Genomic DNA, 13933 nt, shown 5'->3' with positions numbered 1-13933 from the left:
TGCCGGAAGGCGTTATTGCATGCTGCCGTCGTCGCCTTCGTCATCCCACTGACGGTGTAAGCCAAAGCGGCCGCCCTTTGGCAGTTCGCCCTTCTTGATCTTTCCGTCGTTGTTCTTGTCGAGCAGGGCAAAGAGCTTCTTGTCGCGACTGGCGATGTCGTCCGTCTTCAGCGTACCGTCGCCCTTGTTGTCGTAACGCGCGATGATGCGCCTGGCCATGTGCTCGAAGCGGGCCTTTTCCAGCGCTGCGGCGAGTTGCTCCACCGTGAGCTTGCCACCATTGTCGGCGACCAGCTTCTTCAACCGCGAATCCATGACGCTTGAGAACTGGTCGAAGCTGATGGTGCCGTCATTGTCCTTCATCGCCTTGTTGAGGCGCATCATCGTGCGCTCACGCATGTTTGCGCTGTCGATGTTCTCGGCATAGGCCGCAGTGCCGACGGCTCCTGCCAACGCGATGAAGGCGAACGCGAGCTTGGTTGTCTTTCTCATGGTCTTCTCCTGTTGCATCGTCACCCCCGATGCGATCCGCACGGCCGTTGATCACGGCCGCCCGGCACGAAGCAGAAGGTTGAAATCCTTCCTGACCTTCCGCGACGTCTCCTTGAGATGTGCTTCCAGCACACCGAAATCCGGCAAGTCGGTGACCGCCAGAAGCAGATCCGAAAGCCCCGGCGGCACATCGTCCCGCTCGAACTGGCCGGTGAGGCAAAGCCTGATCATCTGGGTCAGCGCCAGATAGAGGCGGTAGGCCTCGCCAAGCTCCTCCCTGACATCGGCGGCTGCGAATTGTGGCGCAAGGCGCGACAATACCTCCGCGGTTGCCGTGACCCTGCGGCCGGACTCGACATTGCCCGTGACGACGGCCACCTGGGCGATGAATTCGAGATCGATCAGGCCGCCGGCAATGAGTTTGATGTCCCAGAGGTCGCGCGGCGGCTTTTCCTTTTCGATCATGGCGCGCATGTCGGACGCTTCCGCTTTCACCTTTGCTGCGTCGCGCAATTGCCCGAGCACCGCCGCAACGTCGGCTTCGACCTCGGCACAGAGCCTGGCATCTCCGGCAATGGCGCGCGCCCGCGACAGCGCCATGTGCTCCCAGGTCCAGGCCTCCTGGCGCTGGTATTTCTTGAAGGCGTCGACGTGGGTGGCCACTGGCCCCTTGTTGCCGGACGGCCGCAGCCGCAGGTCGAGTTCATAGAGCACGCCTTCCGCGGTCGGCGCGGAAACGGCCGAGATGAGGCGCTGCGTCATCCTGGTGTAGTAATGCGAGGGCGCCAGCGGTTTTTCACCGTCGGATTCCTCGGCGTCCGCATCGTGATCGTAGAGCAGGATGAGGTCGACATCCGACCCCGCCGTCAATTCACGGCTGCCGAGCTTACCCATGCCGAGCAGCGAAACCACGCCGCCGGCGATTGTGCCATGGCGCGCCTCGAATTCGGCCATAACCGCGCGCAACGCGGCCTCAATGGTGAGGTCGGCCAGGTCAGAAAAGGCGCGGCCTGCGCGGGCCGGATCGATCGAGCCGGCGAGCAGCCGCACGCCGATCAGGAATTTCTGCTCGGAGGCAAAGATGCGCAAACGATCGAGAACGTCCTCATAGGCGCGGTCGCCTTCGAGGAAAGCGGTAAGCCGTGCCGATAGATAGCCACGATCCGGCAATTCGGTGAGAAGAGCGGGATCGAGCAGGCCATCGAACACATGTGGCCGGCGCGTGATGATCGCGGCCAGTCGTGGCGCGGCGCCCATGATCGTCGCCATAAGCTTCAGCAGCGCCGGATTGGACTGGAGCAGCGAGAAGAGCTGGATGCCTGCAGGCAGGCCGGCGAGGAACTCGTCGAAACGGATCAACGCCTCATCGGCCCGACGCGTCTGGCCGAAAGCCTTGAGCAGCGCCGGCGTCAGTTCCGTCAGCCGTTCGCGCGCCTCAGCCGACTGGGTGACGCGGTAGCGACCGAAATGCCAGCCACGGATCACGCGGCAGATGTCGCTCGTTCGCTGGAAGCCGAGACCGTGCAACGTCTGCAGCGTATCGGGGTCGTCGACGTCGCCGGTGAAGACCAGATTGCCGATGCCTGCCGAAAGCTCCGGCGCGGTTTCGAACAGCGCCGCGTAGTGACGTTCGACCTGCTGCAGCGAGGCGCGGAAGCCTAGGGAAAAAGCAGCCGCATCGGCAAAGCCCAGCATGCGCGCGATTCGCTCCAGCCCTTCATCATCCTCCGGCAGGTTGTGCGTCTGCTCGTCGGCCACCATCTGGATGGCATGCTCGACCCGGCGCAGGAACCAATATTGCCGGGCCAGTGCGTCGCGTGCCTCGGCGGTGATCCAGCCGCGCGCGGCCAGCTGGCCGAGCATCGGCACGGTCTCGCGGCCTCGCAGTTCCGGGAAGCGGCCGCCGGCGATGAGCTGCTGCGTCTGGACGAAGAACTCGATCTCGCGGATGCCGCCGCGCCCGAGTTTGACGTTGTGGCCCTTGACCGCGATTTCGCCATGCCCCTTGTGGGCGTGGATCTGGCGTTTGATCGAGTGGACGTCGGCGATCGCGGCATAGTCCATGTATTTGCGCCAGATGTAAGGTTGGAGCTCCTTGAGGAAAGCGGTGCCGGCGTCCAGATCGCCGGCCACAGGACGCGCCTTGATCATGGCAGCGCGCTCCCAGTTCTGGCCGCGCGCCTCGTAGTAGCGCAGCGCCGCCTCGACCGGGATCGCCAGCGGGGTCGAACCGGGATCGGGACGCAGCCTGAGGTCGGTGCGGAAGACATAACCATGTTCGGTGCGGTCCTGCAGGATGCGCACCAGACGGCGCGTCAGCCGCGAAAACAGCTCCGTCGCATCGAGCGGATCGACGACGGCCGACGCTTCCGGGTCGAAGAAGACCACGAGGTCGATATCGGAGGAAAAATTGAGCTCATGCGCGCCAAGCTTGCCCATGCCGAGCAGGATCCAGCCCGACCGGTTCGAGGGATTGGCGGGATCCGGCAACTTCAGCTTGCCCTGGCCATGCGCGTCGCGCAGCAGAAAATCGACGGCGGCGCGCGTGCACGCATCGGCAAGGTCGCTCAACCGCCGCACCGTAAGCGAGGTCTCGGCCTCGGCGGCCAGATCGGCCAGCGCGATCAGGAAATGCGCATCGGCCTTCCATTGCCGCAGTTCCATCATCAATCTGGATTCGGAGATCGTCTCGGAGAACGATGCCCGGTCGATCGCCACGATGATCGCCTTCAGCCGGGCCTCGACCGGCTGGTCGAAAAGCCCATCCAATATCTGCGGCCGGCGACGCGCCATGTCACGCAGGAACGGCGACAGGTCGAAGACAGCGGCCAGGAAGTCCTGCGCCTCACCCGTTCCAGCCAGGAATTTCGCCAGCCGTGTCAATCCTTCTTCGCGTGCCAAGGTGGCGATCTCGGCCAGCTCCTGCCGGGCCCGGCTGTCGTCCAGAGGAGCAAGCCTTGCCGCGGGCTTCAACAGCCAGTCCTTCGCCGTCCGCTTTGCAGCCGCCGTCATCAATGATCCTCCCGCGCGGGAAAACTCATGACCACGGATAATCCGGGATTACCAGGCAACAGATCAAGCCGGCCATAGTGGAATGTCATGACCGCCTTTGCGAGGCTGAGGCCAAGCCCGGAACCTGGCTGGGAACGGCTCTTCTCGAGCCGCACGAACCGTTCCGTCGCCCGGGCGCGATCGGCATCGTCCGGAATGCCCTGGCCGTTGTCGGCGACGACAAGTCTGATTTCGCCATGCGTGCGTTCGAGCGTCACGCGGACAGTCGGCTTGGAGGTGGAATCGGTCGAGTACTTGATCGCATTGTCGACGATGTTAGACAGCGCCTGGCCGATCAGCTCGCGGTTGCCGTCGACAAGGAATGCGCCATTGACCGCGGCTTCGAGCGAAACGCCAGCCTCTTCCGCCACCGGCTCGTAGAGTTCGACGACATCGCGCACGGCTGCGGCCAGATCGACGCGACTGGTGCTTTCGGAGGAATAACCCGCCTCCAGCCGGGAGATCATCAGGATGGCGTTGAAGGTCTTTATGAGCTGGTCGGACTCGGCGATGGTGCCTTCCAGCGCCTGGCGGTAGTCCGATGTCTTGTGCTTGCCCGAAAGCGTCGCCTCGGCGCGGTTGCGCAGCCGGGTCAGCGGCGTCTTCAGATCATGCGCGATGTTGTCGGAAACCTGTTTCAGCCCCTCGTTGAGCATGGCGATCCTGGCCAGCATGGCGTTGAGGTTCTCGGAAAGCCGGTCGAATTCGTCACCGGCGCCGGTCACCGGCAGCCGGCCCGAAAGATCACCGCCCATGATGCGGCGGCTGGCTTCCGAAACGCCATCGATGCGCTTCAGCGCGGCGCGGCCGACGAAGAACCAGATCAACAGCCCGCCCAGCCCCATCATGCCGAGCGCCAGCATCAGGGAGCGGCGGATGACGGCGCGGAACCTCTCAGGTTCGCCGAGATCGCGGCCGACCAGCATGATCATCTGGTTCGGCAGGCGCAGCACCAGGGCGATCGCATTGTGGCCCTTCTCACCTTCGGATCGGACCGCCGTATCGCCGGCCTGGGGCGTGGTCTGATCGGAAGGTGTGCTGCGCTGCCGGTCGAGTTCGCCTTCGCCGAAACGACGGTAGGAGAACGGCTCGGTCGTCCAGCCTTCGGTTTCGATGACCCCCGGCTCCAGGCTCTGGACATTGCCGGTCAGGATCTGGCCGTTGGCGTCGGCGATCAAATAGAGATTGGCGCCGGGCTGGCGCGAGCGCTGCTCCACCACGCGCACCAGGACAGGCAGGCCGCCGCGCTGGTAGGCGCGGGCAAGGCCGAGCACTTCGTCGTTGATGGTCTCCTGCGTCTGCGCGGTCAGCATGCGCGCCGAAAGCGAGGTCATGTAGAGGACAAGCAGTACGGCGCAGAGCGCGAAGAGCAAGAGATAGAGCGCCGAGAGCCGCGCAGCCGTCGTCTTCATGATGGCAGGCACGGAAAGGGCCATGCCGCCTAACCGGCCCTAAGCATGTAACCGGCGCCGCGAATCGTATGCAGGATGGGCTTGTCGAAGCCTTTTTCGATCTTGCCGCGCAGTCGCGAGACATGGACGTCGATGACGTTGGTCTGCGGATCGAAATGATAATCCCAGACATTTTCGAGCAGCATGGTGCGCGTCACCACCTGACCGGCATGGCGCATCAGATATTCAAGCAGGCGGAACTCGCGTGGCTGCAGCGTGATCTCGCGTCCGGCGCGCCTGACCGAATGCGAAAGCCGGTCAAGTTCGAGATCGCCGACGCGGTAGACGGTTTCGGCTTCCTTGGCGCTGGCCCGGCGGTTCAGCACCTCGACGCGGGCGAGCAGCTCGGAAAAGGCATAGGGCTTGGTCAGATAATCGTCGCCGCCGGCGCGTAGGCCGGTGACCCGATCGTCGACCTCGCCCAGCGCCGACAGGATCAGTACCGGCGTGGCGTTCCCCCTGGAGCGCAGGCCGGCGATGACCGAAAGGCCGTCGCGGCGCGGCATCATCCGGTCGATGACCATCACGTCGTAGTCGCCGGCATCGGCGAGCGCGAAGCCGGTCTCGCCGTCACCCGCGACATGCGCGGTGTGCCCGGCCTCGGTAAAGGCTTTCTGCAGATAATCCGCAGCCTCGCGATCGTCTTCTATGACGAGAATCTTCATAGGACCGTTATACGCGATTTCGCTGGAAGATTGAGTAGCCGGCATCTGCATTTTAGCCTTCGCCAAAGCGCATCGCGATCAAGATGATCCAGGCCGCGCGCGATAAAGTCTTGGTTCTCTGGTGTTACTGTCCCAGCATGCTGCCGGCATGCCGTTGCCACCAAAGCGCTCCGCTTGTTCGCTCAGCCTGAGCGCATGGCCCGCGGGGTGAGTGCGGCAGCGGGCGATGGGAAGCCCGCTGCCGCCGGAGGGGAGCACGATGACTGACTAACGTGCTCGGCTCCATACTTCCCGTGCGGCGGCTCGGGGGTGTTTGAAACCGCCGCACTGGAAAAGTCGTTGTCAGCCCTTGGCGACGGGCAGCGCCACGAAGCGGTTGTTGTCGTCGCGGGTAATCTGCATCAGGACGGCCTTGCGCCCGGATTTCACCGCTTCGTCCATGGCCTTGGTGACGTCGTCGGTGCCGTTGACTTCCATCGAATTGACCGCGGTGATGATGTCGCCCGGCTGGATGCCACGGTCGGCGGCATCGCTGTCGGGATCGACATCGGTCACCACCAAACCCTTGCCGTTCTCGGATTTGGTGACGGTCAGACCGAGATCGGCGAGCGTATCGGCCTTAGCCGGAGCCGCAGGCTTGTCGTCGGCCGAGGCCTGCTTGTCGCTTGAAGGCAGCTTGCCGAGCTCCACCTTGACGCTCTGGCTCTTGCCGTCGCGCCAGACCGTGACGTCAACCGACTTGCCCGGCGAATAGGCGCCAATCAGGCGGGCGAGCTCCTTCGGCGAAGCAACATCCTTGCCGTCGACCTGGGTGATCACGTCACCGGCGGTGATGCCGCTCTTCTTGCCGGGGCCGTCGTCCTGTGCGCTGGATACCAGTGCGCCGTTGTTGGACTTCAGGCCGAGCGATTCGGCGATGTCTGATGTGACCGGCTGGATCTCGACGCCGAGCCAGCCGCGCTGCACGGCACCGCTCTTCATCAGATCCTCGACGACCTGCTTGGCGGTCGAGGCAGGAATGTCGAAGGCGATGCCGACGCTGCCGCCGGAAGGCGAGAAGATAGCGGTGTTGATGCCGACCACCTGACCGCTGAGGTTGAAGGTCGGGCCGCCAGAATTGCCGCGGTTGACCGAGGCGTCGATCTGGATGAAATCATCATAGGGACCGGCGCCGATGTCACGGCCCCGCGCCGAGACAATGCCGGCGGTGACGGTGCCGCCGAGACCGAAGGGGTTGCCGACGGCCACGACCCAATCGCCGACCCGAACCTTGGAGTCGTCGGCGAAGTCGACATAGGTAAATTTGCCGCCACCCTCGACCTTGAGCACCGCGAGGTCGGTGCGCGGGTCGGTACCGACCAGCTTGGCGTCGAGTTCCTTGCCATCATTGGTCACCACGGTGAAGGCGGTGCCCTCTTCGACGACATGGTTGTTGGTGACGAGATAGCCATCCTCGGAGATGAAGAAGCCCGACCCTTGAGCCACCGGGCGCGGCTCGCCATTACCGCGGTCACGATGCCCGAACCGGCGGTGGCCATCGTCGTTCTGGCCGCCCTGATCGCCAAAGCCGCGGAATTCCTTGAAAAAGCGGCGCAGCTGCGGATTGTTGGGCAAATTGTCGAAACCGTCCTGGTCGTCGGAGCCGTCATCGGCGGTGGGCTGGACCTTGGCCTTGACCTTGACGCTGACAACGGCGGGCGAAACGCGCTCGACGACATCGGCGAAGCTGGGGACCTGCGGCGCCTCGACGCGCACGGCATCGGCCAGAACGGGGCTGGTTCCGCTGGTCAACGCGCCAACGCCGATCGCGCCGGCAACGGCGACGGAAGCGACGGCAGCCAGGAGACGCTTGCGGGTGCGGGAATATGAATTGGGGGCAATATTCATGGGGTCTCGTATCCTCTTTTCGAAGGGACGCGCCTTGTCGGCATCCTGAGGAAGAGAATTAGAGCGGCGTACATTACGACGCCATTTCCGACGCATGAAACTTTGGTAATGTTGGCGAACGATCGCCGCCTGCCCTCAATCGCGGCGCAGGATCGCCTCCAGTGCCGCCCGCTCGTCGGCGGAGAGGGATTTTGTCGCCAGTGTCCGGCGCGATCTCGCGCTGAGCACGACGAACAGGCCACCGGCCAAAAGCAGGATCACCGGCGTGCCCCAAAGCAGAGCGTTGCGCAGGTCGAAGCGCGGCTTCAGCAGCACGAACTCGCCGTAGCGCGAAACCACATAGTCCATCACCTGCTTGTCGGTATCGCCAGCGACCAGGCGCTGGCGCACCAGAACGCGCAGGTCACGGGCAAGGTCGGCATCGGATTCGTCGATCGACTGGTTCTGGCAGACCATGCAGCGCAGCCCTTCCGACAGCGCTCGCGCCCTCGCTTCCAGCGTCGGATCGGCAAGCATCTCGTCGGGCTTCACCGCCAGCGCCGTGCCGGCAAAGGACAGCGCCAGCACCATCACGAGCGACGCGATGGACAACTTCGCCTTCATGGCAGGCCCGCGGGGCTCATGGCGCCGGCCTGCTTGCGGCGGCGCGAGGGTGCGCCGACGCGCAGGCGCCTGTCCATCAGCGACATGGCCGCACCAACCATCATGACCAGGCCGCCGCCCCAGATCAGCGTCACCAGCGGTTTCCACCACAGGCGCACCACGACCGATCCGTCATTGCCCTCGTCGCCGAGCGAAATGTAAAGCTGCGAAAGGCCCATCGTCCTGATGCCTGATTCCGTCGTCGTCGTCTGGCGTACCGGATAGAAGCGCTTGGCCGAGCTGATTTCGCCAACCGGACTGCCGCCGACACCGATCAGTTGGAAGCGACCGCGATTCTCGCTGTAATTCGGTCCCTGCGCCGGATGGAGCCCGACGAAACGCAGAGTGTGGCCGGACAATTCGACGGTTTGCCCGGCATGCATCGACAGGATCTTCTCGGTGCCGAAGCAAAGCGTGCCGACGATGCCAAGCGTGGTCAGGCCAAGACCGAGGTGGGCAAGCGCTGTGCCGAAGACCGAGCGCGGCAGGCCGAGCAGGCGCCTGACCATGACCCTCGCAGCCACATTGCCGAACCCCGCCTTGACAGCGAGGTCGGTGAGAGCGCCGAGGATCAGCCAGACGGCAAGACCCACGCCAAGGGCTGCGAATACCGAAGCGCCGTTGATGAACAGGGCGGTGACCAGCGTTGCCAGAAGCGCCGCCGCGAAAGCTGCCATCAGGCGCTGCGCGACGGCGAAGACGTCGCCGCGCTTCCAGGCCAGCAGCGGCCCGAACGGAACCATGGCCAGCAACGGCACCATGAGCGGTCCGAAGGTGAGGTCGAAGAACGGCGCGCCGACCGAAATCTTGTCGGCCGAAAGGGCCTCGACGGCCAACGGATAGAGCGTACCGACGAGTACGGTGGCGGTGGCCGTGGTCAGGAACAAATTATTCAGCACCAGCGCGCCTTCGCGCGAAACCGGATGAAAGAGGCCGCCGGCCGTCAGCCTCGAGGCACGCAGTGCAAACAGCGTCAATGATCCACCGATGAACAACGTCAGTATGCACAGGATGAAGATGCCGCGCGTCGGATCGGTGGCGAAGGCATGCACCGAGGTCAGGACGCCCGAACGCACCAGGAAGGTGCCGAGCAACGACAGTGAAAAGGTCAGGATGGCGAGCAGCAGCGTCCAGATCTTCAGTGCCGAACGCTTTTCCATGACGATGGCCGAATGGAGCAGCGCGGTGCCCGCCAGCCACGGCATGAAGGAGGCGTTCTCGACCGGATCCCAGAACCAGAAGCCGCCCCAGCCGAGCTCGTAATAAGCCCAGTACGAGCCCATGGCGATGCCGCCGGTCAGGAACATCCAGGCCACCAGGGTCCACGGCCGTACCCATCGCGCCCAGGACGCATCGATGCGTCCGTCGATGAGCGCGGCTACCGAGAACGAGAAACAGATCGAAAAGCCGACATAGCCGAGATAGAGCAGTGGCGGGTGCACTGCGAGGCCGAGATCCTGCAAAATGGGATTGAGATCGCGCCCTTCGATGGGCGCCGGCGAAAGCCTGGCGAAGGGATTGGACGTTGCCAGGATAAACAGGAAGAATGTCGCGCCGATCGCACCCTGCACGGCAAGCACGTTGGCGCGTAGCGTCGCCGGCAGGTTGGAGCCGAAGGCGGCGACCAGCGCACCGAAGAAGGTCAGGATCAACACCCAGAGCAGCATCGAGCCTTCGTGATTGCCCCAGGTTCCAGTGATCTTATAGATCATCGGCTGCAGCGAATGGGAATTTTCCCAGACGCTGGCGACCGAGAAATCGGAGCTCGCATAGGCGCTGACCAGTGCGGCGAAGGACAGCGCCGTCAGGGCAAAGCCGGTGATCGCGACGGGAGCGCAGACCGCCATCAGGCGCTGATTGTTGGTGCGGGCGCCAAACAGCGGCACCACCGTCTGCACCAGCGCCAGCGCGAAGGCCAGGACCAGCGCGAAATGTCCGGTCTCAACCATGATCGCCAACCCGGCTATATCGAGCCTGCCTATTCACTCTTGCTCTCCTGCCAAACGCCCTTGGCCTTCAGCCCATCGGCCACTTCCTTGGGCATGTAGCGCTCGTCGTGCTTGGCCAGAACGCTGTCGGCCACAAAGACGCCATCCGGGCCGAACGTGCCCTCGGTGATGACCCCCTGCTCCTCGCGAAATAGGTCAGGCAGGATGCCTGTATAGGTGACCTTGACCGATTTATGGGTGTCGGTCACCGAGAACGCCACTGTCGCCCCCTGCCCGCGCTGGATCGTGCCTTTTTCCACCAGGCCGCCAAGCCTGATGCGCTGGCCCGGCTGCACCGTCGCCGTGGCCAGATCGGCGGGCATGTAGAAATAGGACGCCTTCTGGCCGAGCGCATAGAATGTCAGGCCGGTGGCGGCGCCGAGGAAGGCCAGGCCGCCCGCGATCACCGACAATCGTTTCTGTTTGCGTGTCATTGTCCGGTCCAGCCCTATTGCGTCGCCGTCAGGCCGAGCGAAGCGGCAAAAGCGGTGAATTTCCTGGCTTCGTCACTGTCGGCTCCAAAGACGGCAATAGCTCGGCTCAGCGCCTCGCGCGCCTGGTCGGCCTTGCCCAGCACGATGTAGGAACGAACGAGCCGCATCCATCCTTCCGGGTCGCGCGGATTCTGCCGCAGCTTCTCGTCGAGCCCGGCGACCATGGTGTTGATCATGGCTTCCCTGTCCTGCGGCGACATCGATGAAGCGGCATCGATATCGCCCGCGGTCGGTCCGTTTGCCGGCTCGCTCGAAGCGATGCCTGCATTGCCGGCGCCGGAACTATCGGACTTGGCCAGCGCCTGCTCGATCGCGCCGCGCCATGGCGAATCCTTCGGCAGCGTGCCCAGCATCGCCTGCCAGGCCGCGGCCGCCTCCTTGCTGCGGCCCTCCTGCGCCAAGGCCATAGCCAGGTAGAAGCCGGCCTTGGCGTTGGCCGGGTCAAGTTTCAGGGCCGCCTCGAAGGCCTCCTGGGCATCCGCCGAAACGATGCCGCCGGCCGCGCTGGCGATCGCCTCGCCGAGACCGGCCCGGCGAACAGCGCTGTCGCCGTCGAGGCGAATGGCGTTGCGATAGGCGGCGACCGCGTCGGAAAAGCGCTGCATGCGCAGATAGACCGGCGCCAGCACGTCCCATCCTCTGCCGTCGGACGGATTGGCGGCAAGATGGGCTTCGGCGCGAGCCACAAGTTCGTCGACCGAGCTGTCGGCCGGATTCTTGGCCAGGCGCTCGCTGAGCGGCTGCGAGGGCAGATCGGGCGAGCCTATGTTGATGTAGAGGCCCCAACTGACCAGCGGCACCGCCAGCACGGCCGCGGTGGCGACAAGCCGCGTCGCGAAGGATGTACGTCCGACGGATGCGCTGCCGGTCTGGTCCGCATTGTCGAGGCGAAGGATGCGCCGGGCGATCTCGGCGCGCGCCTCATCGGCTTCGGCAGGCTTGATCAGGCCACGGGCGGCGTCGCGGTCGAGTTCGGACAGTTGGTCGCGATAAACTTCCAGATCGTGCTCGCCGCTCGAAGACGCGCTTCTGGCGCCACCGGCCAGCGGCAGCAGCACCGCCAGGCTGGCGCCCAGCGTTAGGATTGCGGCTATGACCCAGAACAGCATGGTTCTTCCAATAACGGCAGAGCCTTGCCCTGCCAACACAAGCATACTGCGACGCTTTGACGGCGGGCGCGCCGCATATCCTTCATCGACATCAACCGGCCGTGTCCGAAATGGACCGGCTAGCCTGTCAGGTGAGCGGCGTCCAACTGCCATCGGCGTTGCGGCAAGCCGTTCCACGCGCCGTGACGCCTGCCCCGCCGGTAAAGACGGTCTGCGTGTACTGGCGGCAGTCCTGTGAGCCGACGCGGTAGGGCTGAGCCGGAACCACTTCGCCATAGCGGGACGCCTGGGTGCCCTTCCACGTCACCTTCTGGCCGCTCGTGGTGTATTCGAGCGCCTTGTATTCAGCCTCCAGCGCGCTGCGCTTCTCGGCTTCGCTAAGGCCGCTGCCGACCGACCCGCCGATGAGGCCGCCGCCCATCGCCGAAATGATCGTCGTGGCGACTTTGCCGCTGCTGGGTGGCGTGGAGGCCGGCGTCGCAGCGATGGTGGGAGCCTTGCCGCCCAAGGTGGTGCAGCCGGAAACGGCCATCAATGCGGAAACAAGCGCGACGCGAATCTTCATGCCAACAACCGGTTTTCTTGAGCTGGAGCCTGTCATGGATGAGCCGGGGGCCGCGTCATCGGAGAAGTCGGCGAGCCTATAATGTTGATATTTGTCGGAAATTTGGCCGTTGGGCCGGCTACGGAGCCAATCGGTGCGCCGCCATAACATGCCCAGTCCGTCAATGTCGATCGGCCGGGGAAAGGCATCACTGAAGGCTCCGCAATCGCACTACCGCCTTCAATCCGCCCATGCCGGACCGTTCGAGCAGCAGTATGCCTCCATACTCGTTGACGAGGTCGGCGACAATGGCCAAGCCGAGACCCGTGCCCGGCTTGGTCTCGTCCAGGCGTCGTCCGCGTTTCAACGCTTCGCGCGCTTTTTCCTCGGGTATGCCCGGTCCGTCGTCTTCGATGGCGATCTCGAACATGTTGTCGTCCTTGTCGCCCACGGGAACGACGGAAACCGAAACCGCGCTCTTCGCCCATTTCATCGCGTTTTCGAGCAGATTGCCGAGCAACTCCTCGAGGTCCTCGCGCTCGCCGGCAAAGACGATCTCGATCGGCGGCAGCGACAACGACAGGTTGGTCTGCGGATTGAGCTTCTGCAAGACCCTGACCATGCGCTGCACCAACGGCGCTATCGGCGTGCGGTAGACGACGCTGTCGCGCTGCGCCGCGACGCGGGCGCGCTGGAGATAGTGATCGACCTGCTTCTGCATGGAAGCGGCCTGTTCGGCGATCAGTTGCCCCTTGGCGCCACCAAGCGCCCGCCCCTCGTTGAGCAGCACCGCCAGCGGCGTCTTCAGGGAATGGGCGAGATTGCCGACCTGAGTCCGCGAGCGCTCGACGATACGCCGGTTGTTCTCGATCAAGGCATTGGTTTCGTTGGCAAGCGGTTCAATCTCGGCTGGAAACTGGCCGTCAAGTCTTTGCGCGGCGCCTTCGCGCACCATGGCGAGCGCGTCCCTGACCCTTCGCAGCGGTTGCAGGCCGAGCAGGATGGCGATGGCGTTGATGGCGATCATGCCGACGCCGAACAGGGAAAGGTAGGTCAGGAGGCGGCGCTGGAAGGTGGCGATCTCCTGTTCCAGTTCGGTCTTGTTGCCCATGACGCGAAAGCGGGCGGCGCGGTTCTTGGCATCGAGAACGAATTCGCTCTCGAACACGACCAACTCCTCGCCATCGATGCCTTGCGCCGCGTAGCTGCGCTGGAAATTGGCGTTGAAGGGAACGTCCGCCACATCGGGCGACGGGATCGTCCTGGTCATCGACGATGAGTGGAGATTGCCGTGCACGCCTTCCGAAGCGGGTTCGACGGACCAGTACCAGCCCGAATTCGGTTCCGAGAAGCGGAGGTCGCCGAGATCCGGAGCGCCGGTGAGCGCGCCGGTATCGGAAATGCCGATGGAGCCGATCAGGTTGAACAGATGCGCAGAAAGTAGGCTGTCGAAACCGCGCTCGCTGGCCTGGCGGTACAGCGTGGTAATGAGGGTGAAAATGACGATGAGGGTCAGGATCGCCCAGACCGTGGAAAAGGCGATGACGCGGAACGTCAGCGAGCGCGGCCACAAGCGCAGCGAGAGCCGCTTGCTCACGGTTGGGTTGGTA

At 64.2% G+C, this 13933-nt stretch carries 11 protein-coding genes; all 11 read right to left on the bottom strand.

Annotation, left to right across the window (positions count from 1 at the left end; genetic code table 11):
- Positions 1-12: 12 nt before the first annotated feature.
- Complete coding sequence (locus FJ959_RS08060) at positions 13-492, bottom strand: DUF4179 domain-containing protein (protein ID WP_140629406.1); 480 nt, start codon at positions 490-492, stop codon at positions 13-15.
- A gap of 51 nt (positions 493-543) precedes the next feature.
- Complete coding sequence (locus FJ959_RS08055; RefSeq protein ID WP_140629404.1) at positions 544-3504, bottom strand: bifunctional [glutamine synthetase] adenylyltransferase/[glutamine synthetase]-adenylyl-L-tyrosine phosphorylase; 2961 nt, start codon at positions 3502-3504, stop codon at positions 544-546.
- Positions 3504-4979 carry an ATP-binding protein gene (locus FJ959_RS08050; protein ID WP_140559439.1) on the bottom strand — a complete coding sequence of 492 codons (1476 nt, stop codon included), beginning with the start codon at positions 4977-4979 and terminating at the stop codon, positions 3504-3506. Before FJ959_RS08050 ends, FJ959_RS08055 begins: the two co-directional genes overlap by 1 nt.
- A 5-nt stretch (positions 4980-4984) precedes the next feature.
- Positions 4985-5659 carry a response regulator transcription factor gene (locus FJ959_RS08045; RefSeq protein ID WP_181165141.1) on the bottom strand — a complete coding sequence of 225 codons (675 nt, stop codon included), beginning with the start codon at positions 5657-5659 and terminating at the stop codon, positions 4985-4987.
- A 342-nt stretch (positions 5660-6001) separates the two neighbouring features.
- A complete protein-coding gene (locus FJ959_RS08040) occupies positions 6002-7546 on the bottom strand; it encodes a Do family serine endopeptidase (RefSeq protein WP_140494686.1) in 1545 nt (514 codons plus the stop codon).
- Between the two features lie 135 nt (positions 7547-7681).
- Positions 7682-8149, bottom strand: a complete 468-nt coding sequence (locus FJ959_RS08035) for a cytochrome c-type biogenesis protein (RefSeq protein WP_140494688.1) — start codon at positions 8147-8149, stop codon at positions 7682-7684.
- The gene (locus FJ959_RS08030; RefSeq protein WP_140629402.1) at positions 8146-10137 is read right to left on the bottom strand and encodes a heme lyase CcmF/NrfE family subunit; all 1992 of its coding nucleotides are present in this window, start codon (positions 10135-10137) and stop codon (positions 8146-8148) included. The genes FJ959_RS08035 and FJ959_RS08030 overlap by 4 nt, the downstream gene beginning before the upstream one ends.
- Before the next feature lie 29 nt (positions 10138-10166).
- Positions 10167-10610: a cytochrome c maturation protein CcmE gene (gene ccmE / locus FJ959_RS08025; RefSeq protein ID WP_140494692.1), complete on the bottom strand. Its 444-nt coding sequence runs from the start codon at positions 10608-10610 to the stop codon at positions 10167-10169.
- A gap of 14 nt (positions 10611-10624) precedes the next feature.
- On the bottom strand, positions 10625-11779 hold the full coding sequence (gene ccmI / locus FJ959_RS08020) for a c-type cytochrome biogenesis protein CcmI (protein ID WP_140629399.1): 1155 nt from the start codon (positions 11777-11779) through the stop codon (positions 10625-10627).
- Between the two features lie 127 nt (positions 11780-11906).
- Positions 11907-12344 carry a hypothetical protein gene (locus tag FJ959_RS08015; protein WP_140520719.1) on the bottom strand — a complete coding sequence of 146 codons (438 nt, stop codon included), beginning with the start codon at positions 12342-12344 and terminating at the stop codon, positions 11907-11909.
- A gap of 187 nt (positions 12345-12531) precedes the next feature.
- On the bottom strand, positions 12532-13920 hold the full coding sequence (locus FJ959_RS08010) for an ATP-binding protein (RefSeq protein WP_281405969.1): 1389 nt from the start codon (positions 13918-13920) through the stop codon (positions 12532-12534).
- Positions 13921-13933 lie beyond the last annotated feature (13 nt).

It is taken from the genome of Mesorhizobium sp. B2-2-4, assembly GCF_006442375.1.
Classification (GTDB): domain Bacteria; phylum Pseudomonadota; class Alphaproteobacteria; order Rhizobiales; family Rhizobiaceae; genus Mesorhizobium.
This window is presented reverse-complemented; position numbering and strand designations above follow the sequence as displayed.

What these genes read in the sequence shown, in the direction of transcription:
- FJ959_RS08060 (WP_140629406.1), bottom strand. Translation starts at nt 492, where the DNA reads ATGAGAAAGACAACCAAGCTCGCGTTCGCCTTCATCGCGTTGGCAGGA.
- FJ959_RS08035 (WP_140494688.1), bottom strand. Translation starts at nt 8,149, where the DNA reads ATGAAGGCGAAGTTGTCCATCGCGTCGCTCGTGATGGTGCTGGCGCTG.
- FJ959_RS08030 (WP_140629402.1), bottom strand. Translation starts at nt 10,137, where the DNA reads ATGGTTGAGACCGGACATTTCGCGCTGGTCCTGGCCTTCGCGCTGGCG.
- FJ959_RS08050 (WP_140559439.1), bottom strand. Translation starts at nt 4,979, where the DNA reads ATGGCCCTTTCCGTGCCTGCCATCATGAAGACGACGGCTGCGCGGCTC.
- FJ959_RS08055 (WP_140629404.1), bottom strand. Translation starts at nt 3,504, where the DNA reads ATGACGGCGGCTGCAAAGCGGACGGCGAAGGACTGGCTGTTGAAGCCC.
- ccmE (WP_140494692.1), bottom strand. Translation starts at nt 10,610, where the DNA reads ATGACACGCAAACAGAAACGATTGTCGGTGATCGCGGGCGGCCTGGCC.
- FJ959_RS08015 (WP_140520719.1), bottom strand. Translation starts at nt 12,344, where the DNA reads ATGAAGATTCGCGTCGCGCTTGTTTCCGCATTGATGGCCGTTTCCGGC.
- FJ959_RS08040 (WP_140494686.1), bottom strand. Translation starts at nt 7,546, where the DNA reads ATGAATATTGCCCCCAATTCATATTCCCGCACCCGCAAGCGTCTCCTG.
- ccmI (WP_140629399.1), bottom strand. Translation starts at nt 11,779, where the DNA reads ATGCTGTTCTGGGTCATAGCCGCAATCCTAACGCTGGGCGCCAGCCTG.
- FJ959_RS08045 (WP_181165141.1), bottom strand. Translation starts at nt 5,659, where the DNA reads ATGAAGATTCTCGTCATAGAAGACGATCGCGAGGCTGCGGATTATCTG.